The organism is Aerococcus sp. Group 1, from assembly GCF_000193205.1.
GTDB lineage: Bacteria > Bacillota > Bacilli > Lactobacillales > Aerococcaceae > Aerococcus > Aerococcus urinae_A.
The window spans coordinates 1,905,582-1,927,007 of sequence record NC_015278.1 but is presented as its reverse complement, the minus strand read 5'-3'; the positions used below and the strand labels follow the sequence as shown (position 1 = coordinate 1,927,007).

Annotated in this window: 21 protein-coding genes; 12 read left to right on the top strand and 9 right to left on the bottom strand. The window is 43.3% G+C overall.

All coding sequences use genetic code 11. From position 1 onward, the window contains the following. Nucleotides 1-5 precede the first annotated feature (5 nt). Nucleotides 6-599 (bottom strand): TetR/AcrR family transcriptional regulator, encoded by a 594-nt coding sequence (locus HMPREF9243_RS09000; RefSeq protein WP_013669507.1) that lies wholly within the window; start codon nucleotides 597-599, stop codon nucleotides 6-8. A 335-nt stretch (nucleotides 600-934) separates the two neighbouring features. On the opposite strand from HMPREF9243_RS09000, the gene HMPREF9243_RS08995 reads away from it, so the two are divergent. From HMPREF9243_RS08995 to HMPREF9243_RS08960, 8 genes are all read left to right on the top strand, one after another. After that, on the top strand, nucleotides 935-1,576 hold the full coding sequence (locus HMPREF9243_RS08995; protein ID WP_013669000.1) for a response regulator transcription factor: 642 nt from the start codon (nucleotides 935-937) through the stop codon (nucleotides 1,574-1,576). After that, on the top strand, nucleotides 1,573-2,412 hold the full coding sequence (locus tag HMPREF9243_RS08990) for a HAMP domain-containing sensor histidine kinase (RefSeq protein ID WP_041706289.1): 840 nt from the start codon (nucleotides 1,573-1,575) through the stop codon (nucleotides 2,410-2,412). Before HMPREF9243_RS08995 ends, HMPREF9243_RS08990 begins: the two co-directional genes overlap by 4 nt. A gap of 97 nt (nucleotides 2,413-2,509) precedes the next feature. Beyond that, a complete protein-coding gene (locus HMPREF9243_RS08985; RefSeq protein WP_013669831.1) occupies nucleotides 2,510-3,190 on the top strand; it encodes an ABC transporter ATP-binding protein in 681 nt (226 codons plus the stop codon). After that, nucleotides 3,183-5,618, top strand: a complete 2,436-nt coding sequence (locus HMPREF9243_RS08980) for an ABC transporter permease (RefSeq protein ID WP_013669088.1) — start codon at nucleotides 3,183-3,185, stop codon at nucleotides 5,616-5,618. Before HMPREF9243_RS08985 ends, HMPREF9243_RS08980 begins: the two co-directional genes overlap by 8 nt. Nucleotides 5,619-5,818: 200 nt before the next feature. After that, complete coding sequence (locus tag HMPREF9243_RS08975; protein ID WP_013668722.1) at nucleotides 5,819-6,244, top strand: hypothetical protein; 426 nt, start codon at nucleotides 5,819-5,821, stop codon at nucleotides 6,242-6,244. A 362-nt stretch (nucleotides 6,245-6,606) separates the two neighbouring features. Continuing rightward, a complete protein-coding gene (locus HMPREF9243_RS08970; RefSeq protein WP_013669453.1) occupies nucleotides 6,607-6,939 on the top strand; it encodes a TIGR04076 family protein in 333 nt (110 codons plus the stop codon). A gap of 14 nt (nucleotides 6,940-6,953) precedes the next feature. Further along, nucleotides 6,954-8,003 (top strand): aldo/keto reductase, encoded by a 1,050-nt coding sequence (locus HMPREF9243_RS08965; protein WP_013668820.1) that lies wholly within the window; start codon nucleotides 6,954-6,956, stop codon nucleotides 8,001-8,003. A 13-nt stretch (nucleotides 8,004-8,016) separates the two neighbouring features. Next, nucleotides 8,017-9,471 (top strand): Na+/H+ antiporter NhaC family protein, encoded by a 1,455-nt coding sequence (locus HMPREF9243_RS08960; RefSeq protein WP_013669065.1) that lies wholly within the window; start codon nucleotides 8,017-8,019, stop codon nucleotides 9,469-9,471. 250 nt (nucleotides 9,472-9,721) lie between these two features. Here the strand turns inward: HMPREF9243_RS08960 and HMPREF9243_RS10070 are convergent, their stop codons facing one another. The 4 genes from HMPREF9243_RS10070 to HMPREF9243_RS08940 form a co-directional block, all read right to left on the bottom strand. Next, complete coding sequence (locus HMPREF9243_RS10070; protein WP_013669819.1) at nucleotides 9,722-10,939, bottom strand: PAS domain-containing protein; 1,218 nt, start codon at nucleotides 10,937-10,939, stop codon at nucleotides 9,722-9,724. Nucleotides 10,940-10,964: 25 nt separating this feature from the next. Beyond that, complete coding sequence (locus HMPREF9243_RS08950; protein WP_013668794.1) at nucleotides 10,965-11,681, bottom strand: ABC transporter ATP-binding protein; 717 nt, start codon at nucleotides 11,679-11,681, stop codon at nucleotides 10,965-10,967. A 63-nt stretch (nucleotides 11,682-11,744) separates the two neighbouring features. Beyond that, nucleotides 11,745-12,734 (bottom strand): iron ABC transporter permease, encoded by a 990-nt coding sequence (locus HMPREF9243_RS08945; RefSeq protein WP_013668852.1) that lies wholly within the window; start codon nucleotides 12,732-12,734, stop codon nucleotides 11,745-11,747. 1 nt (nucleotide 12,735) lies between these two features. Next, on the bottom strand, nucleotides 12,736-13,770 hold the full coding sequence (locus HMPREF9243_RS08940; protein WP_013669463.1) for an ABC transporter substrate-binding protein: 1,035 nt from the start codon (nucleotides 13,768-13,770) through the stop codon (nucleotides 12,736-12,738). A gap of 272 nt (nucleotides 13,771-14,042) precedes the next feature. On the opposite strand from HMPREF9243_RS08940, the gene HMPREF9243_RS08935 reads away from it, so the two are divergent. Both HMPREF9243_RS08935 and HMPREF9243_RS08930 read left to right on the top strand, forming a co-directional pair. After that, nucleotides 14,043-14,315 carry a hypothetical protein gene (locus tag HMPREF9243_RS08935; protein ID WP_013668498.1) on the top strand — a complete coding sequence of 91 codons (273 nt, stop codon included), beginning with the start codon at nucleotides 14,043-14,045 and terminating at the stop codon, nucleotides 14,313-14,315. Nucleotides 14,316-14,488: 173 nt separating this feature from the next. Beyond that, nucleotides 14,489-17,452 (top strand): ATP-binding protein, encoded by a 2,964-nt coding sequence (locus tag HMPREF9243_RS08930; RefSeq protein ID WP_013669207.1) that lies wholly within the window; start codon nucleotides 14,489-14,491, stop codon nucleotides 17,450-17,452. Between the two features lie 36 nt (nucleotides 17,453-17,488). Here the strand turns inward: HMPREF9243_RS08930 and HMPREF9243_RS08925 are convergent, their stop codons facing one another. Beyond that, nucleotides 17,489-18,034 (bottom strand): DNA-3-methyladenine glycosylase I, encoded by a 546-nt coding sequence (locus tag HMPREF9243_RS08925; protein WP_013669235.1) that lies wholly within the window; start codon nucleotides 18,032-18,034, stop codon nucleotides 17,489-17,491. Further along, nucleotides 18,031-18,567 (bottom strand): methylated-DNA--[protein]-cysteine S-methyltransferase, encoded by a 537-nt coding sequence (locus tag HMPREF9243_RS08920; RefSeq protein ID WP_013669420.1) that lies wholly within the window; start codon nucleotides 18,565-18,567, stop codon nucleotides 18,031-18,033. The genes HMPREF9243_RS08925 and HMPREF9243_RS08920 overlap by 4 nt, the downstream gene beginning before the upstream one ends. Before the next feature lie 198 nt (nucleotides 18,568-18,765). Between HMPREF9243_RS08920 and HMPREF9243_RS08915 the strand changes: the two genes are divergently transcribed. Next, nucleotides 18,766-19,056, top strand: coding sequence for a hypothetical protein (locus tag HMPREF9243_RS08915; protein ID WP_013668563.1), 291 nt, complete (start codon nucleotides 18,766-18,768; stop codon nucleotides 19,054-19,056). A 195-nt stretch (nucleotides 19,057-19,251) separates the two neighbouring features. Then, nucleotides 19,252-19,992: a serine aminopeptidase domain-containing protein gene (locus HMPREF9243_RS10065; RefSeq protein WP_013669187.1), complete on the top strand. Its 741-nt coding sequence runs from the start codon at nucleotides 19,252-19,254 to the stop codon at nucleotides 19,990-19,992. A 59-nt stretch (nucleotides 19,993-20,051) separates the two neighbouring features. Here HMPREF9243_RS10065 and HMPREF9243_RS08905 read toward each other — a convergent pair whose 3' ends face one another. Together HMPREF9243_RS08905 and HMPREF9243_RS08900 are read right to left on the bottom strand one after the other, a co-directional pair. Further along, a complete protein-coding gene (locus HMPREF9243_RS08905; protein WP_013670040.1) occupies nucleotides 20,052-20,246 on the bottom strand; it encodes a TA system antitoxin ParD family protein in 195 nt (64 codons plus the stop codon). After that, nucleotides 20,246-21,244 carry an SPFH domain-containing protein gene (locus HMPREF9243_RS08900; RefSeq protein WP_196793355.1) on the bottom strand — a complete coding sequence of 333 codons (999 nt, stop codon included), beginning with the start codon at nucleotides 21,242-21,244 and terminating at the stop codon, nucleotides 20,246-20,248. The genes HMPREF9243_RS08905 and HMPREF9243_RS08900 overlap by 1 nt, the downstream gene beginning before the upstream one ends. Nucleotides 21,245-21,426 lie beyond the last annotated feature (182 nt).

Genomic DNA, 21,426 nt, shown 5'->3' with positions numbered 1-21,426 from the left:
ACCTCCTAATTGAGATAGCTTTGAAACAGGCCTTCCTTTGCTCCTAGCATGAGTTCCGTATGCTTAATAAGACTTTGAATTTTACGCTGAACGAGTAATGGATCTGCTTGAACTTCGTCTTCATCAATGACACAAACGACATAAGCAACTAAGGTTTCCATGGCTTCTAAGGGATAATCTGCCTGAAAGACGCCTGTTTTATTACCGTCTTCTACTATAGCAGCTAGAATGGGAGGAATTTCCCGAAGCATGGCTTGTTGGACCTTGACATGGAGTAAAAGATTATCGGGGTGATTCAAATTTTTTAATAAGTCGTCATCTTTACTCGTTTCCACGTTCAAGCTGGTAAGCACTCGAATAAAACGCTCTTCAGGAGGCCATTCTGTATTTTTTGATAGGTCTCTAGCGACTTGAAAAATTTCTTGGCTAATCCAATCGACTAGGGCATTAATGAGTGCTTCTTTGGATTCGAAGTGGTAATAGAGCGTTCCCCGAGAAATTCCCACAGCATGGGCGATATCATTGGTGGAAGTCTTACTCAAGCCTTGCTCTTGAAACAGCTTTCGAGCTACTTTGAGAATGTCTTCTTTCTTAGTCATAAGTCCTCCTTATAAATCAAATTCGACCGGCAGCCTGTCGAATTTAGTATAGCTTAATTATTATTTTTTTGCAATCTTAGGCACACCGTAAGTAGCAGCTTGAGTCAAGCTATGCTATAGCTTTATAAACAGAAGAAAAATCGTCACTTTCAAATGAAAGTTAACGATTGGATGCCATAGCAATTTTAGAAATTTTAGAAGCTCCTGGGGGGCTTTTTTTGCGCTGACCTGTCACTTGCAGCACAGTATTTATCAGGATATAGTGAAGATAAAGAGATGGCTCATCGATCATTATGTGGGCCATGCATGTTGGCAATCAGTGAAGGAGGTTTGCCATGAATTCACTGCTATTAGTTGAAGATAATTCTATGATTGGTCAAGAGATTAAGGCTTTTTTGACTAAGCATGGCTTTCAGGTGGACTTGGCCAAGAATTTTGCAGAGGGACGAGCAGGGTCAGACAGGGATTATGACCTTGCTATCCTTGATTTGAATTTGCCTGATGGGAACGGTTTTGATCTTTTGGAGCTCTTTTTACAGAATAATATAAAAGTGATCATTACCACCGTAGTCAATGATGTCGATTTTATCGCTAAGGCCCTTGACGCAGGGGCGTCGGACTATCTCACCAAACCCTTTAATCTGAATATCCTGCGGGCTCGGATTGCGGCTTGTTTGAGGGACTTTGGACCTATGGAAATGGACAGCGATTTAGTCCTTAAAGAAGACCAGGGGATAATTTGCTACCAGGGGCAGGTGGTTTCTTTGACGGCTTTGGAATATCGTCTTTTGGCCCACTTTATCAGACACCGGGGCCAGCTTCTGACTCGGGACCAATTGCTAGCACGGTTCTGGGATGCCCGGCAAGCTTATGTGAATGATAATACCTTGACCGCCACCATTAAGCGGATCCGCGACAAGACCTCCAAGGATCTGATTGAAACCGTCCGCGGCATTGGCTACAGGTTGAAGCTATGATTTATATAGTGTGGTTTCTAAGTATTCTAATTGTAGTTTGCTGGTTAAAGTTCCGCCAGCGCCGACGGATTCAAGAGCTGACAGACCTGATCGACCAACTCTACCAGCAAGATTATCAGATCCCCATGAAGCAAGATGATTTCTCCCAGTTGGAAGACCATATCTACAAGTTATTTATTGAGCTCGTCGAAGAAAAGGAAAAGGTTCATCAACTTTCCCAAGATCAGAGTCAGAATATCGAAGACATTGCCCACCAGATTAAAACGCCGCTTACGGGCATGCTCTTTGCCTTGGAAAATGATAAGACGGATCCGGCGACTTTCTCCCAGCAATTAAACCGGCTCAATGACTTGTCCAACGCCCTATTGAAGTTGGCCAGTCTGGATGCTAATGTTGATGATCTCAACTTGCGACCAGTTAGCCTGAGAGAAGTGACAGATTACGCCTTAGATATCTTCAGTGATGATATCGAAGACCGTGGCATTAAGGTGGACAATCGTCTGGGCGACCAGGTCTTGATGGGACATTTCAACTGGCTGAGTGAGGCCGTCATTAATATCCTAAAGAATGCTATCAACCAAGAACAAACGACACATATCTATTTGGAAATGCGCGAGAATCCAATTTATCTTGAAGTCTCTATCCGTGATGATGGTGGGGGGATTGCTAAAGAAAAGCAAAAGAAAATTTTCCAGCGTTTCTATAAGGATCCTGATTCCAAGGGCTTTGGTATCGGTCTCTCTATGGCCAAGCGCATTGTCGAGAAACATCAGGGTCAAATCAGCTGTCGAAACACCGAGCAAGGGGCAGAATTTATCCTGCAATTCTATAAGTGAGGGGGAAGTAATCGCGGAGACCATTTCTTCTCTTTTTATCCGCTTTATCACCGACTTGTCATTTTCATCCGCTATAGTCAAACTAGGAGGAGATCTTATGGAAATACTTCGCGTTGACAGTTTGACTAAAATTTATGGCCAAGGAGAGAAGCAAGTCCGGGCTGTCGATGGGGTGAATCTGTCCGTCAACCGGGGAGAGCTTATTGCTATTGTCGGGCCGAGTGGGTCGGGTAAGTCTACCCTACTCCATATGCTTGGTGGAGTGGACCGGCCCAATGAGGGGAAGATACTCATTGAAGGGTCCGATATTGACAGCTATTCGTCTAAGGAAATGGCCTTGTTCCGGCGGCGCAAGGTGGGGCTGATCTACCAGTTCTACAACCTCATCCCCAATCTGACCGTGTCACATAATATTAAACTGCCCTTGAAGTTAGATGGGCGTCAGGTGGATGACGCCTTCTTTATTGACTTAGTGACCAAGCTGGGCTTATCCAATAAGTTGCAGGCCTTTCCGAGTGAGCTATCGGGAGGTCAGGAGCAGCGTGTGGCCGTGGCCCGTAGCCTGATCTACCGGCCTTCGATCATCTTAGCGGATGAACCGACCGGAAACCTGGACCGGAAGAACTCTCAGGAGATCATTGACCTCTTGAAGTACTTCAACCAGACCCTCAAGCAGACTATCCTGATTATCACCCACGATGAAAACCTGGCCCTTCAGACCCAGCGGATTATCACTATGGTCGACGGGGCTATCGTAGGAGATGAGCCCAATGAATAAGAAGAATTTACCGATTTTCATTTCACTTCTGATAGTTAGCCTCTTTTTCACAGTGATTTTTTACTATGGCTATACCAATATTTCGTCAAGTAACCGCCAGCTGAAGGCAACGAATTTCTACGATGCCCGCTTGTCCGAAGACCTGTCCCAGGAGGAGATCGCTAAACTCAACCAAGTGGAAGCGATTGACCTGGCGGGTGGGACTTCTGCCAGAGCCCACAGTGCTAAATACAAGGACTATCTCATTTCTATGGTGGGACAGGATGTTCAGGTCAAGCAGATGCGAGAAGAGTCTTATTTGTTGGCTGGGCGCTTTCCTGAGTTGGCGGATGAAATTGTCCTGAATGAATCTCTAGTTAAACAGGAAGACCTCTCCCTAGGCGATGAGCTAGTGATCGAGATTGGGGAGCGTCAGGTGGACGGGAAGACGATCGATGCCCGGTCGACCTATACCGCTGAAGAAAGCTTTGAGACCATAGAAAGGCGCCACTATACCCTAGTTGGTGTCTACAAAGATTTCTATAATGAGAACTTAAAAATCAATTACGGCATGCCTCTGGTGGATGACGACGAAGCATTGATCCCTTTGATCAATTTCCATGACTTCAAGGCAGCCTATGCCCAGAGCGAGGCTATCCAAGATGAGATTCAAGATCTACTAGGAAAAGAAGTGGAATTGGACTTTAATGACTCCCTGGTCCGCTACTACGGCCTGGATGTCAGCCAGAGTAAAAACCTGATGACCAAGCTGGTTAATGCCCTCTCCCTCCTCTTATGTATGGGGCTTTTTGTCTTCTTTATCAAAAATATTTTCTGGGTTTGGGGTCTGCAAAAGACTCGCGAGCTCTCCATGTATAAATCCATCGGGTCGACGGACTTTCAAATTTATCTCTTACTGGTGAAAGGGGCAGTCACAGTCTCCGTCCTGCCTGTTTTAATCGGTCATGTCCTGGGCTTCTTCCTTATTCGTTATCTCTTTGAAGTTGCCAATAGTGGTAAAGCTGAAGTGGTCTTCTTTAACCAGGTTCACTTTAACTGGATCTTGTCTCTAGTCATTATCCTGGTGGCCCTAGCGGTTGTCCTAGTCGCGGTCATATATCCGGCGCGCAAGATCGCGAAGATCGATATTATTGAAGGACTCAAGGGAAATTTTAGCCTGTCTAAGAAGAAGGGCAAGAAGCGAAGCCCCAAACTCTGGAAAGAACTACGGCTGAACAATATGGCCAGTATCAAGTCCCAACGCTATATCTCAGCTATTGGCATCCTGATTGTGGCCATCTTCTGTATTGTCTATGCCATTGCCGACTACAACCGAGACTTCTATGCCTTCGATGATGGCTACGATCTCACCGTCCACTACTACAATGACACCGGTGACTTGCCCCCTATCCTGCCCGAAATTCTTGCTAACTATGAGGGGGAGGGCTATATTTCTAAGGAAAAGAACCTAGCCATTGAACCTAACCTAGAGCTATCTCAAATCGCCCAATCACTGGGACTGGATGAGCAATTGGAGCAAATGATGGCTGACACCAAGCCCCAACACATCAGGGGAATTCTGGTCGCCTTCGAAGAGGACGACCTCCAGAAACTGGGCGGCAGGCCAGGGGAATTTACCCTCTACAACCAGGTCCAAGCAGATCCCAACGAGCCTCTTGCTCAGGCTGAAAAAGTGCCGTATTTTGATCATCCTGATCAATTAGACGTTAGTATTAATGAGAGACAGCACAGCCTTCCCATTGCGCATAGTATTGATGACCTTGGCCCCTACCAAACTCGGATCCTACCCTTTACCGTCATGATCTATACTGATTTTGAAACCTATAACCAATTGATGAAAGACGCTCGAGATGATAAAAATTTCAATTATCCTTTTGAACTTAAACTCAAACTACCTAAAGGACAAGCTAGTCAAGCCAAGGAGAAAATTAGCAGTCGCATCGAACAGACCGTTGCCTATAATGAGAGTTTTAAAGTCTTTACAGAAGAGGAAATCCAAGCCGAACAGTTTACCGATATTCAAAGCTTCAAGCGGATTATTTATGGGATAGCGGCCATTATCTTCTTGATGAATATCACCAACGGTTACTCCTCAATCAACCTGAGCCTAATGAGTCGACGTAAAGAAATTGGCAGCCTCTATTCAATCGGTATGGATTTAGCGGCCTTGAAAAGCCGCTTCAGCCGGGAATTTCTTTTTGAACAGGGGAGGTCCTTGCTCTTGTCTGTTTTGATTAGCTTAGGGATTATGCTGGGGATTGCCGGGCTATTCAAAAGTGTTGATATGAAGGCTTTAATCTTATACTTTCCCTACCTAGGCTTTCTGGGCTTTTCACTCTTAATTTATGGCTTGAACTTGTTAATTTACTGGACAGGTCTCAGTGCTATTCTAAACCATGAACCGATTGATCTGATCCGAGGAATATAATAAAGATTGAATAAAAAGTAACCGACTTTTTGAGCCTGTTTTAGAGGCGGAAAGTCGGTTTTTTTATTGAGGAGAAAGTCGCATTGAGTGGGCATGATACTTTGCTGGTTTATCCTCTCGTGATAAGCTAAAAGCGTAAATTGTAACTCGTGGGGAAGTGAATAGTTTCTCCCACTATTCCGTTAAGGAGGTTACTGATCATGAAGTCATTGAAAGAATTAGAAGAAGCGCATCAAGCTTGCCAAGAAGTCCTGGTTCATTTAGATAAGGGAATTGAATTGCTCCAATCGGCCTCCAAATGGGGGATGTGGGACTTACTGGGTGGTGACTTTTTGCCTAGTTTGATCAAGCGGCGCAGAATTCAGGCGGCAAACCAAGAAATTGAGTCCCTGGCCCAGTCCTTAAGATATTTAAACCAAGAATTAGCGGATGTCAGCATGGCCTTACCCCAAGGCCTGAGTGATGGCCTGAGTGACAATATTTTGGATACTTGGTTTGATAATGTCTTTACGGATGCGAGGGTCCAATCGGATATTAAAGACCAGCTCCAAGCCCTGCAAAGGATGAGGCGGTCGATTGCTGAATTGGAGAAGGATTTGACTGAAAAGCTAGGTAGAATACCATAGAATGGTCTATTTCTTTAACTAAAATAATTCTTGCTAAAAAATGATCCAGTCACTATAATTAGGTAAAAATTTATCTAATGAGGAAAAACCTAGGCAAGCAAGTCAAAGCGAGGGTGTGTGGGTGAGAGACACCTACTTGTGCTAGGGGCTGGGCCTTAGGGTGCATCGGGCACCGGATAGTAGCTCATTATCTTGGGTTACCGCGTCAAACGCGTTATCATGGAAGGCAAGTTTTTGGTGACTTGTTAGAGAGAGTTAGCAAGTTGCTGACTAATAGAGGTGGCACCGCAGGTTAAGCACTTGTCCTTTATTCGTATTAACGAATGAGGGGCAAGTGCTTATTTTATTTTGGAGGAAGAACGATGACAGATGATTTGTTTACTTTGTACACTTTAAAAGTTGAAGTCCTAGCTACTGATCGGCCTTTTGTCTGCAGTCACCGGGAAGGAGATTATTTTATTGTGGAAGGTGAGAATTTAGTTTTCCCACAGACTCGTTCTTTCTCCATGTATGTCCTAGCTACCTTGCTTCCCATGTTGCCAGCCAAGCAAAGACTTTTGCAAAAAAATGATTGGATGCGTTCTGATGCGATTATTGCTTGTCCAGACCCTAATTGTGGGGCAGTCTTCAAGATAACGAGAAAAAAACAGAAAAAATTTAGCCACGCTGAAACGACAGTTGTGCCGTTAAGTTAAGGAGATGGTGATTAATGTTAGAAAGAATTGAATTAAGTCCAGGTTACAGTATTGCTCGTGTTCTAAATGGATTGTGGCAATTATCACCAGGTCATACCTTAAAAGGTCAGCTTGACTTAGAAGAGATTAACCAAACTTTTCATCAATTAGGAGAACTTGGTTTTACAACGTTTGACCTGGCGGATATTTATACGGGGGCAGAAGAGGCATTAGGCCGCTACCTGAAAGAATTGAACCATCACTCTCATCTAACTGCTCATGATATCCAAATTCACGAAAAATATGTGCCTGACATTGATGTCTTAGAGACTGTGAGTTTTGAAGATACAGAGGCGATTATCGATCGGTCTTTAAGGAAATTAGGTCGTGACTATATCGATCTCATACAATTTCACTGGTGGGACTACAGTATCGATCGCTACATTGAAGTGGCTGAACATTTGGTTAAATTACAGAAGAAGGGTAAGATTCGCTATATTGGGGTAACAAATTTCGACACCACTCACCTTAAACAATTAGTTGATGCTGGTATTCCTATCATTTCTTGTCAGTCCCAGTATTCGCTTTTTGATCGACGCCCCGAAAAGAAACTTTTGTCTTATTCGATTGACAATGGTATCCAACAATTATGTTTTGGAACATTATCGGGAGGGTTGTTATCGGATAAGTATCTCGATCAGACAAATATTGAATTAGAGACGCGATCTCAGGTCAAATACCAACAAGTGATTGATCAAAGTCTGGGTCAGAGAGGCTATCAGGAACTTTTACAATTATTGGATGAGATTGCTCGTAAGCACCAGGTATCTATTTCTAACGTGGCGACTCGCTATATTCTTCAACAAAAAGGGGTAGCTGGGAGTATTATTGGCATTAGAAATCATCGACATGTTAAGGATAACTTAGCAATCTTTGACTTTAAACTAGGTCAAGAAGATATTGATGTTATCCGATCTTTCTTGGACCAATATCCACGTTTGTCTGGAGATTGTTATGAACTTGAAAGAGACCCTCATTCAATATTTTCATCAATTATTCGTCGACACGAAAATGCCAATGGTTAAGGAGGCTAAATAAATGAAAGATAAACAAACTCTAACGTTCAGAGGAGGCTATTTAATGGCCTACCTCCCCTTGATAATTTTCTTAGTTTTTTGTGTCCTTTTCTTTGTGATTTTAAAGGCCTTTGAAATGCATGCATTAGCCATGGGAGCTATCTTAGGCTTACTGGCGGGGTCAATCTTTGTTAAACCCAAACAGGCAACAGAGTATTGGGAGTCTGTTTATGAAGGGGCTAGAGAAGCCGTGCCAGTAGTTATTTTACTGATGACAATTGGGATTTTTTCCCAGATGATTAAGACTGCTAATCTTTCAGCTGGTTTTGTCTATCTTGCCCAGCTTATGGGGGTAAAGGGAGGTCTTTATACAGCAATGACCTTTCTCTTTGTCTCAATCATTGCCACCGCAACAGGCTCTTCCATTGGCTCTTTCTTTACCTGTTTTCCTATTTTCTATCCAGCAGGTATCTTGTTAGGCGCCCATCCAGCTGCCCTAGCTGGCGCTATCCTTTCTGGAGGGATTTTTGGGGATAATCTAGCCCCTATTTCAGATACGACCATTATTTCTGCAGGCACCCAGCACTATCGGTATTCTAAGCAGAGTTGTGATATTGGAGGTGTGGTCAGGACCCGCTTACCTTATGCTTTAATTGCGGGTGGATTGTCCTTTGTCCTCTTTATTTTATTTGGTGGAGGTGGAATCTTACAGGCTGGCTCGGTAGTGCCTGGAGCTGAACATGTGCGTTCGCTCTATATGTTGATTCCGGTAATTTTGATGCTAATCATTTCGATTCGTAAGCGTAATCTTTACTTAGCTATTTTAGTAGGCTTGCTTTCTGGTTGTGTGGTGGGATTATTAACGGGTGCGCTCCAAGTTAGCGATATCTTGACTAGCCAGGATGGCGCACTGACAGGTTTTCTTACTAAAGGTATTGAGGGCATGATGGGAACTTGTCTCTTGGTTTTATCGGTTTATGGCATCATGGGTGTCTTGAATGCTTCAGGGGCTTTACAACAATTGACTGATCAGATTAGACAATCTAAGCTCTGTCAGACTGTTTCAGGAACAGAATTGGCTATGATGTTAGGTATTACATTAACAACTATTTTATTTGGTGGGGTTTCCTCAGCTTCAATGACAACTTTTGGTAAGGTACAGAATGAGCTAGGCCAAGCCTGTCAGCTCCATCCCTATCGAAGGGCCAACTTATTGGATGGTTTTGCTAATGGTTTAGGTGTAGCCGTTCCTTTTCTTTCTGTTTTTATTTTTGTCGGCTCGCAATTAACGCAGGGTTACGAATTCGTTGCTCCCTTATCCGTTACTCAAATTGCTCCTTATCTTTTTCACAGCTACAACCTCTTTTTAGCCTTCTTGATTTCAATCTTGACTGGTTGGGGACGGCGCTTTGAAGGACAGCAAGGTAAGGAAATTTTAGCAGAAAACTTGAGTGAGAAAGCCAGATTTCTTGATTAGAAGAATAGTATCAGTCATTAACATTATTCATATAAGGAACATTTTTACTCTAAAGTAACTTTTTTACACAGAGTGAAAACTAAGGCTAAAGCTGAGCTTTTTGCTTAATCTTCATTACCAATAATGTAAAAAATATAGTAATTAAAGGTATAAAATAAGAGAATCTACAAATCATCTTAAGTAATTTGTAGATTCTCTTTTTCTTTTAGAATTTGCGTTTTTTCTGTTTGCGAGAAATTACCTTGTTTAACTAAGTTTGGTACTGACCTCTGGCCTTGGGCCAAACGGCTTCTTGACCGGGTTTGTCCACTAATTTCTTACCCCAAGTTTCTAAGACTTGGTTGACATAGGGGAGGATATTATGACAGTATTCTACACAGCCGATATAGTTGCCGGCAGTGTCATAAATCCCTTTGAAAGTAGCGATTATCCATTCTCCAGGAGAGGTGGAGGGAATAAAAATTTTCTCACTGGTCTTCTGCTTAGATTTGAGACTATCTAGGATATTTTTGACGGTTTCATGTTCCGTTTCTGGATAGTTATTGTTAATGTCTAGTCCTACAGAGGTCACGGTTTTGGGGTTGAGCATTTCATCGACGTCATTCTTATAGTTGAAATAGAGCAGGCGGTCGTCCTGGTCATAGTAAGCTACTTCCACAGGGATCTGCTTTAAGAAATGGTTCAAGTGAGAAACTGTGAGAATACCGCGGTCTAAGCAGACATAATCAGAGTCTGTTGCTGGATTGTTAGTTTCTACTTCTTGGTCTAAGTAGTTATTATCTGGGTAGATTTGGCTTTCCAGACGGTGGGGTGATTGTGATCCTTGGGTCCAGTCATCGAACTTCTTATCAACAAAGCGGGAGGAGCGACTGTCTAGGATGACTTGGGGCTTAGACTTAGGATCAGCAGCCTCGTCATCGACCATCTCCTGGCCGGTCATCTGACAATAATAGTCAACAATAGGTAAGTTATCTTGGACCCATTCCATGGTGCCTTCGTAAGTCCCATCAGGGTTATAGAAGGCCCGATGGTTATGGGTCACAAAGCGCTCCGTTTCAGACCAATTGGAACGCAAGACCACCCGAGGGACTTGGTGGGTGCGCATTTCATAGATGAGTTTGGCGACACTTTCAGCCACTCTTTCGGGATGTATGTTGAAGAGGGCCTCGCCTACCGCTTCGGGATTCCGTTTGGCCACCATGTCTTCTTTGGGCTTGTGACGGTTGTAGAAGAGGTATTGGTTGTTGGCGTCGCAGGTGGTTACCTCATGGTCAATATTCGCCAAGAGCCGGTTAATTTGGTCAACGCTTAATACCCCGCAGTCGAGCTTGACAGTATCACTGCCACGGGCTGCCTGGGTTTTCTCGGCGGCAATTTCTACCCAGTTATCTAGGGAACGGTCGATGTCAGTGATCGGGCTTTCCACGGGATGTTCTACTTTAAGATCTTCAAGGTCTGTATATTTCAATGCTTGGCCTTCCTTTCTTAAATGGCTAGTAAAAGTCTAAAACAAAGTGACCTTTGGGGTGGTGGAGACGGTCAGAATGGACTTGGTAGACTTTTTCAATGGTGGACTCGCTGAGGACCTCGGCGGGTTTTCCCCCGGCTATTAAGAGCCCCTCAGAGAGCAGGTAGCTATAGTCGCAGTAGCGTAAGACCTGGTTGAGGTCATGGAGGATCATGACTACCGTCAGCCCCTTTTCTTCATTCAGTCGACTAATGAGGTCAAGAAATTGAATTTGGTTGCGGATATCTAGGTAGGTTGTCGGTTCATCGAGAAAGAGGAGGTCCGGCTCTTGGGCCAAGGCTAGGGCCAGCCAGACTAACTGCCTTTGGCCGCCAGAGAGCTCCTGAATTTGCTTATGGCGATAGTTGCTTAAGCCGACCAAGTCGATTACTTGCTTGACAATTTCTTGGTCCTCCTTGGAACCGTGGTCTAGCCAGGATTGGTAGGGGCTCCTCCCCAGGCTAACAATATCAAAAACAGAGAGTAAGAGCGGGCTGCGGTGGCTTTGTTGGACCACGGCTATTTTTTTAGCGCGTTCTTTTAAGGGGATATTACGCAAGTCTTTCCCTTCAAAAATGACTTGACCACTTTCTAAATCCTTGCGCCCATTCAAGCAGTCAAAGAGGGTAGTCTTGCCCGACCCGTTAGGACCGATTAAGCCGGTAATGCTTCCTGCTTGAATATCCAAGGAAATATGACTCAAGTGAAAGTCAGACTGTCGTCCATAAGAATAGCTGATATCTTTGGCACTTAATAAGATCGTCCATCACCTCCGAGTCGATTGACGGTAAAGTAGGTAGAGGAAGAAAGGTCCTCCAATGAGGGACATGGTGGTTCCGATAGGGATTTCCAAGGGTGCAATCACTGTCCGTGATAGGGTATCGGCTAGTATCAAAAGAATTGCTCCCAGGATGCCAGTAAAGGGGATCAGGCGACTATGTTTCCCACCGACCAATAAACGGGCAACATGGGGAATGATTAAGCCCACGAAACCGATCATACCCACGAAGGAAACTGTAATGGCAGCCAGGTAGACACCAACGAGGGCAACCGTTAAGGCAACCCGTTTAGGTGGATAACCTAAAGAATGAATCAGTCCATCTTCTAATTGCAGTAAGTCCATCTTGGGATGAATGAAGATCAGACAAAGATAAGCTGGGAGGGCATAGAGGAAGAGCAGGAAGATATCCTGCCAGCTATGCCCACTCAGGTTGCCGTTGAGCCAGAGAATGGCCCCATGGAGGCGGTCACTATTCATAGTAACGATAACACTTTGTAAACCACCCAATACCGAGCGGATGGCTAACCCCGTCAGGACAATGCGAACTGACGAATAGGCTGATTGAAAAGCGAGGAGACCTACTAAAAGGAAGGCACCAACCCCACCAATAAAGGCGAAGAAAGGTACCAGGGCCGTCTGCTCTGGAAAGAGAATCAAAATTACTACCGCCAGTAAACTGGCCCCAGCATTAATCCCTAAGATATTGCTATCGGTAATGGGATTTTTGAGCACGCTTTGGATGAGTAATCCTGATAGGCCTAGGTTCAAGCCAGCTAAGAGGGTGATGACGATCCTGGGATAGCGGATGCTCCAGAGGATCTGTCCTCGCTTAGTGGCTTGGCTAGTGAAGGAGGATAATATATCTTCCAAAGAAACCGGAATGCTACCTAGACGCATACCAATCAGAGCAAAGATTGCCAGCACCACCAGCAAAAATAGAAAGAGTAGCCAGCGACTACCGCTTCGTTTGACCACCCTACTCTTCTCCTAATAGGGCTTTCTTAACGAGAGCAAGGTCATCGGCTAAGCCTAAGCCACCATTGATACTAATGTCATTAGAAGTTAGGGAGATGATGTGGTTATTTTTACCCGCCTTAGTTTCTTGCCAAATTGGTTTTTGTAATTCTGCTTCGATTTGTTCTTGGGAAGTGTTTTCGTCGGCAGTTCCCTTATTCTTTAAGTTAAAGACATTGGAGAGCGAATAGCTGATAATGTAATCCGGATCAGCATCGATAATGGCCTCCGAGCTGAAGTTAACCAGACTACCGTCAGTAATCACATTACTACCTGATTCTAGGGATTCATCCGCAATATTTTTCAGGCCTAATTTTTCTAAAATAGAAGCCAGGTAGCTATCGTCAGATGCCACGGAACTACCTTCTTCGGAGTTAAAGATAATTACGAAAGTTTTACCTTTAAGGTCTTCGGTACCTTTTAAGACTTCTTCTTCTTTGGCATTGATATCATCAACAATGTTTTGGGCCTTGTCTTGGCGGCCAGCTAATTTACCAATGTCTAGGAGGGTTTGTTTGACATCGTCGTAACGAGTATAGTCAAAGTAAACCGGTTCAACCCCAGCGCCTTCTACTTGTTGGCGGGTCATGGCTTCTAGTTTCTTATTGTTCAAGTAGTAGTCCGCTTCAGTAGCCGCCAAGGTTTCTAAATCGATCTTAGGGCCGCTACCCACTTTGGGGAGGTCACGATAGTCTTCAGGCAATTGGTCGGGGGCGTGCGAGGTAACGCCAACCAGAGGAATCTCTAAAGCATCGGTCATTTCAGCTAGGGATAGGGTACCCGCTACTAAGGCCGGTTGTTCTTCGCTCCAATCGGATTTTTTAACAGAATCTTCGTTTTCTTTGGGGGCTTCTGCTTGTGACTCTTGGCTAGACACTTCTTCGCTTTGTTGTGAAGAATCCGCCTGTTTATCCTTACTATTGCCACCGTTTGAACAAGCCGCTAAGAGGGCTAAGGAAGTTAAGGCAGCTAAAGTAATTTGTAGTTTCTTCTTCATATTAATCTCCTTGTCTCAAATAATTATTATTTAAATAGTATTTTATCATGAAGTATACAAACAATGAAAGCCTTACCATAGAGCCGCGATATAAAAAAGCTATATTGTTCGTTAGTTAACAAGCAATTAGAATCGTTTAATAAATTATGATTTTTTGGAAACAAGGCATCATTTATTAAAGTTATGTCATTTATAGTTGACATGTCAATTATTTGTGACTATACTGTCATTGAAAGTTTTAAATGACTCATTAAATAAGGAGAGATTTAGCTATGGAAATTACAGCTATCAGAATAATTGCCATTATTGTCATCTTAGTAGTAGTTACTGGGTTAGCGTTTTATGGGATAAGTCAAGCGAAAAAGAAGTCCCCATCCCCAGATCAAAAAAACAGCAGTAAGGAAAAAGGAGCCGATGACCATATTGGCATTGGGATCGCTCTAGGCTTAGGGGTTGGTGCTTGTTTTGGTGCCCTTTTTGACAATATGCCACTAGGGATTGGTAAAGGTCTGTGTATCGGCACAGCTATTGGGGTGAATTATTAAGGCCTAGGTCCTTAAGCCGATCAGACTGATCATAACTAGGTGAAGCTCCTGCAGAGGGGCTTTTTTGTATGCTGAAAATATTTTAATTATACAATAAAAGTGTTTGTATAGGCCTTGGCATAATCATGAAGTATAATAGCCTTAGTAGTAAACCTAGAAGAGGAGGGCAAGATATGGACCAAGCCCAAAATACACCTGAACAGATACTTAGCGCCTGGTTGATGCTAGAGCGTTTGTCTGAGGGTGACATCAACCTGAAAGATAGAAAACTGTTGACCTTTGATAGTCAGGCAGTTAACCAGGTGGATTATTATCAGCTCTTTAAAGATGAATTAAAAAATCAAGCCCAGAAAAAACGAGATAAAAAGCTGCCTAAAAATGCTGGGATTATTATCTATGGAGAGATCTTTGATTTTAAAGTGCTCATTGATCAGTTTAGAAAGTACTTCAATCTTAACTCCTTCTTAGAAGCAGAAACCAACTATGGCAATAAATTTAGCTTTATGCTCTGTTTCGATAAGGATTTAGCCTTTATTCCCAATCAATTCTTTTACTCTTTTAGTGGCTATCTTTATCCCGATAAAATTAAGCGCCTGAAGACAGCGGATGGTAAGGGAGGTTTTAGAGAGTTTGAGACTGCTGAGAAGAACAAATTAAGCCAATTATTTGAGTCAGAAGATCCACTGTCAGCGAAGCAATTTAACCAAGCGCTGATGACTTATTTTCACCACAGAGGGGTCCAAACACTTGAATACTGTCGCTACAAGTTTGTGGATAATTTAACAAGTGAAGGCGTAAATTTGCATTCTTTCTTTGCTGAAGACTTGGATAAGGCGATTAGGTACCAGCTTTATAAAAGTAGTCCAGTATTAAAGACTTATTTACAAGGGAGTCAAGCGGAAGTTAATCTTGATAGCTCTAAAACTTCATCTAGCTTCAACCCCGAAGCCTTGCAAGAAATCTTAATGCCAAAGAATTTTCCTATGGGCAGGTTCTTGGGAAAATATTCCCTATCGCTGATGCAACAAGTATCAGTCAATCTACTGACCAGGATGGACCAGGAAGATTTGGCCATCCAATCCGTCAATGGCCCTCCAGGAACTGGCAAAACTACCCTCCTCCAGGATGTCGTGGCGGACATCATTGTGCAACAGGCCCGATCGATTTGCCGGGGACAAAGCTTAGAAAAAACGGTTGAATATGACCCAGGCCGTCGAATGGATAAGTTATCGCAAGACCTCACCAAGAAGGGCATTATGGTAGTGAGCTCCAATAATGGGGCAGTTCAAAATATTGTCAATGAGTGGATCCAAGTGGATAAGGTCGAAGTAGATGAATACAAAGAAAAATTAAAAGACTTAAATTACTATACGGAGATCGCTAATGAGGGGAAATCGTCTCCAGAATTTTGGGGATTATTGTCAAGTGAGGGTGGTAAGTTTGCTAATATCAAGGCCATGCTGGATAAGGTAAGCCAGGTGGCGGACGCTTTAAGTGAACAAAAAGATGACCGCAGAGCCTATCAGGATTTTAACCAGGCTTACCAAGACTTAAAAGCTGAACAAGAGCTTATCCAGAAAGCAGCCGAATCTTACTTAGCTTATAAGAAAACAGTCCGTCAATTAGCCCAATTAGAAAAGCAAGAAAATCCTCAATTACTCGCCCAACTTGACCAGGAAACAACACAGTATCAAAAGCTAGTCAAAGATCAGGCAGACCTTATTAAGAGGAAAGAAGCTGATTATCATTCTTTGATTAACCGGCTATTTTTGAGGAAAAAGTACCGCCAAGCTGAGCATGACTTAGCCCACTTGCGCCCGGAATATGAATCCAATGCAGTGAAGCTGCAAGACTTAGAGGCTAAGAAACAAAGTTTAAAGGCAATAGACAAAGCGATTACCAAGCTAAAAACGGATAAAACCAACTACGAGAAATCTCAAGCATATGGCAAATTGGTGAATCCACTGGATGTTTATGATCATGCAGATAATTATCGCGAATTACAGAAAGCTTCGCCCTGGTTTGATGAGGCCTATCGGCGTAAACAAACGAACCTGTTTATTTTAGCATTAAGGGTTCGGAAGCAGTTTTTAAAGGAAAATCAGGGGAATTTGAAGGCGGCGGTAGAAATATGGCGGGGACGTTATAAGAAATACCGTAAAAATTCTGAGGCTAAGAAGGCAGCGTGGTATTGGATCAACATGGCTATCCCAGTGATTAGCTCAACATTTGCGAGTTTCAGTCGCATGATGTCTGATATGTGGGTGGATGAATTGGGTTACGTGATTTGTGATGAAGCGGGACAGGCTACCCCTCAATCCGCTTTGGGTGCCTTATTCCGCTGCCATAAATTTATTGCGGTCGGGGACCCTAAGCAGATTAAACCCGTTCTTCCCATTGAAAATGCGATCTTAACCGAGGTCAGCGATTGGTATCAAGTCTCTGCCAGGGATTATTTGTCAGATAATAGTTCAGTCCAAGTTCTCGCTGACCAGGCAAGTCAATACGGCTATTCCTCTAATAAGCATGATCCTGATGCTTGGATCGGAATCCCACTTTGGGTTCATCGCCGTTGTGCCGATCCTATGTTTTCGATTTCGAACGCTATTGCTTATGACAATATGATGGTACTACCGGACGATAATCAAGGTCTGGGGCAATGGCTTGATGTGAAGGGGAAGGCAGTGAATAAATACGTTAAAGAACAAGGCCAACGACTTAAAGAAGAAATCCAAAATAAGCTTGATGTGGAAGGAGTTGACAGTAAACAGATTTATGTGATTAGCCCCTTTAAGAATGTAGCTAATCAGTTGATTGCCCTGCTTCGTCAGCGGGAGGTTGAATTTGCTCGTTTTGCCAATGGAAAATGTACTAATATCGGGACGGTCCATACTTTTCAAGGGAAAGAAGCGGATATTGTTTACCTGGTTATGGGCTGTGACGAAAATTCCAAGGGGGCAGCAAGTTGGGCAGTCTCTGAACCCAATATTATAAACGTTGCTGCCACACGTGCTAAGAAGAAATTCTATATTATTGGTGATAGAGACTTATACAAAAATCTGGGTTGTATGGAGGAAACGATTAGGGAAATTGATCATTATAATAGAAATAGAGAGGACCAAGAGGTGGATAGCTAAGCTCTGGTCTTTGCAAACATCTCCTACTTATTTAAGTCAAATTTCAGTGCGATAGAGAAAACAATTCTTCTCATGAGAATAGATGATACCGCAGGCCTGGAGATAGGAATAGATGATAGTAGGACCGATAAAGGCCATCCCTTTTTGTTTGAGGCCTTTAGAGACAGCCTCTGATAAGGGGCTCGACGTTTTGTCTAATTCAACCCACCGCTTCCCTTGGGTAAAGGTAGTTAGGTAGGCATAAAAGGAGCCATAGTCAGCTTGAATATTCTGTAAGACTTGGGCGTTTTGGATACTGGCTCGAATTTTGGCTGGGTGGCGGATGATTTGAGGATTGGCGATTAATTCTTGCACTTTATCCTCACCGTACTGGGCTACCTTGTCCACATTAAAGTGGTCATAGGCTTGGCGGAAGGCTACTCTTTTGTTCAAGATGGTTTCCCAGGAAAGACCGGCTTGAAAAGATTCTAAGATAAGCATTTCAAAGAGGTAAGGGTCCTGGAAGTTAGCTATTCCCCATTCCTGGTCATGGTAAGTCACATATAAGGGGTTAGCTAAATTGCACCAATGGCAGCGTTTCATGAGTCGTGACCTCCTTTAGGCCAGGTAAATTGACTCATGTCCTGGCCTTCTAACTTGAGTAGTTGGTATTTATTGTTTAGTCCACCGCCATAGCCAGTCAGCTTTTTATCTTTACCGACGACCCGGTGGCAGGGAATGATTAAGCAAATTGGATTCCAGCCAACCGCTCCACCAACTGCTTGAGCTGACATACTAGGCTTTCCTCTTTTCTGGGCAATCTTATTGGCAATATCTTGGTAGGTCAGTACATGGCCATAGGGAATCCTAAGCATGACTTCCGCTACCTCTTGGCGGAAGGGCGTGGGATCTTTTAAGCGGAACTTTGGAGTGAACGGGGGAAGCTCACCGGCAAAATAACGATCTAACCAGTCGATACTTTCTTGGAAAGGCTGACTGGTTTTTTTAGCATATTCCAGTTGATGTTTGTGAGCGTCTCTTGATCTCGCAAAATAGAGTCCCGTCAAGCTTTCCCCATCACTGATCAAGATAATGTCATTGAAGTCTTTGGGAGTAGTATATGTCCAGGTAAACAAGAAGTCTGTGCCTCCTTTTTATTTTAATTAAAGTTTTCAGTCTTTAAAGCTATTGTAACATCTCAGCTGGTGCGTAATAGACTGCTATTTTAAAAATGAAATTTTTGTAAAGGATAAATCCTATTATTTAATCACTTTTGTTATAATAAAGCTAGCTAGATAGGTAAGCCTTAACCATTAATAGCAGAGGTGATTCTCATGAAAAACGGTTTATTTATCACTTTGGTCGCTTATTTTATTAGTAGCTTTTTTACTTTTGTCGTCTATTTCTTGCTGACGGATTATTTTGGGATTGAACTCACGCAATTTCCAGGTATCCTACTGGGAATTTACTTATGCTTGGCCTGGGCGCTCTTTCCCCAAGTGGTCTTAACACTACCCTATGACTCAGAAGCGGGTTATTTTGTTACAAGTAAGATTCTCTATCCAGTGTATTTTTTAATTAGTCCGATTTTATTCTTTTACTGGCATTTTAAACGCATCCTTTAGCTTCATCGCTAGTGTTGCAGCCATTATTACTTTTAATAAAAAATTCCGCCCAGCTCGTACAAGTGGGCGGAGTTTTTAACTTCTTTTCAATAATTAAAGGAGCATGAGCGGGGAAGACAACTTTGTGATTAAGGCATGGTAAAATTTTAAGAGAGATTCGTTTAGATAGTAACACATAGAAGGGAATGGGAGATCATGGACGGCAGCTTTACTGTGAAATTTACCCAGCTTGAGGGCATAGCACTGGTGGAAATCTACCCACAAGAAGAGGAGTCTAAAAACATGGTGATCGGTTACCATGGCTATAAATTGAATAAGGAAGCCTTGATCAAACAAGGGCTGATTTATGCGGCTAATGGTTTTCATGTCTTCTTGCCTGATGCCCCTCTCCATGGCGACCGCCAAGTCGATCCTTTTCCCGAGACTTCCATAGGCATTATGCCAGGTATTATCGTCCAAAGCTTTGAGGAATTTCCCCGCTTAGTGTCTGCCATTCAAAAGCAATATACCATCGACAATTTATTTGTCTACGGCGCTTCCATGGGCGGGATTATGGCAGCCATGATCGGGACGGCTTATTATCAATCCTTAAGTGGACTAGCCATTCACATTGCTGGGCTTAATTTAGAAGAACAGCTGCGAATAATCTATGGTGATCGCTATCCGGATGAAATTGACGCTAGTAAGTTAGCTGTTATCCTCAGCAATAATCCGACTGACCATCCAGAAGAATTTTTAAACCAGCCTGTCTATGTTTACAATGGTGGCGCTGATAATGCCGACATCTTAAGCTTAAACCAGGAAGATATTCAAAAATTTAAGGCCGATTTTCCTAAAGCCCACCTGGAATGGACGGTTTTAGATGAGGTGGGTCACCGGGTACCTATCCGGATTAGCCAGCAGACAGCAGAATTTTTTCAAGCGACCCTTTCTTAAACAGTTAAACAAATCAAAGCGGCACAGCGCGTCAATTAACGAGGCTGTGCCGCTTTCTATTATTCAATATCCAAATCGATGCGGTCATTCATGGTTTCGCTAACATATTTGCCGTCTTTCTTGCGTTGCTTCACGCATTCGGTCAGCAGGTACTCAATCTGTCCGTTGATGGAACGGAAGTCATCCTCGGCCCAAGCGGCTAATTGGTCATAGAGCTTTTGTGAGATGCGGAGTGGGACTTGTTTCTTAGCCATTAGTAAAGACTTCCTGAGTTCACAATGGGGGAGACTTCGCTATTGCCACAGAGCACAACTAAGAGGTTGGAAACCATGGCTGCCTTGCGTTCCTCATCCAGGTCGACCACTTGCTTGGCCTCGAGCTTGTCTAGGGCCATTTCCACCATCCCCACAGCGCCATCGACGATCATAGCTCGGGCATCAATGAGAGCCGAAGCTTGTTGGCGTTGTAACATGGCCGCTGCAATTTCAGGGGCATAGGAGAGGTGGGTGATGCGGGCTTCGACAATTTCTAACCCGGCAAAGTCCACCCGACTTTGGATCTCTTCCTTAATGCGAAGGGCAACAATCTCACTGGACCCTCGGAGAGAGCCGTCATCGGGTTCACCATCTCCAGTGGTATCAATTTCAAATTTTGGATTCACATCATAGGGATATTGGCGAATAATGTTACGGAGGGCAGAATCGGTTTGTAAGGACAGGTATTCTTTATAGTTATCAACATTAAAAACTGCCTTAGCCGTGTCATCTACCCGCCAAATAACCGCAATACCAATTTCAACCGGGTTACCCAAGTAGTCGTTGATTTTTTGCTTGCTGTTATTGAGAGTCATGGCTTTAAGCGAAATTTTTTTGCTGGGGCCGATAGAGAATTGGACAGCATTTTTGTCATCAGCCGACTGCTTTTCTGTTTTCCTTACATCGCCACTTTGACCGAGATAGGTGCCGGCAGCGGGGTTGATGGCTTGACTGAAGGGATTAACAAAGTAAAAACCTTCCCCCTTAAGGGTACCGATATACCTACCAAAGAGGGTTAAGACTAATGATTCCTGTGGACTTAAAACCTTGAGACCAAAGAGAATTAACCAGGCTAAGGCCAGGTAGGCGATAGCTAGCGCATTAATTAAGGGATATAAATCGGCAACTAGTAAGATAACTGCGAGAATAAAACCGATAACATAAGCGATTAGTACCGCCATGCCGTTTTTCTTACCAGTTAAAACAGTTTCAGTAATACCAGTGTCTAGTTTCTTATCTGTATTGGCCATGTGAATCTTCCTTTCCTATAAGGCTAGTGACAAATTCCTTTAAAATAATAGTTTCTATACGTGACTTTAATGCGATCGCTTCTATCTATTTGATATCTTTATGATATCATTATGAGATTAACTTAGCAAGTCAAAGATCTATGTATATA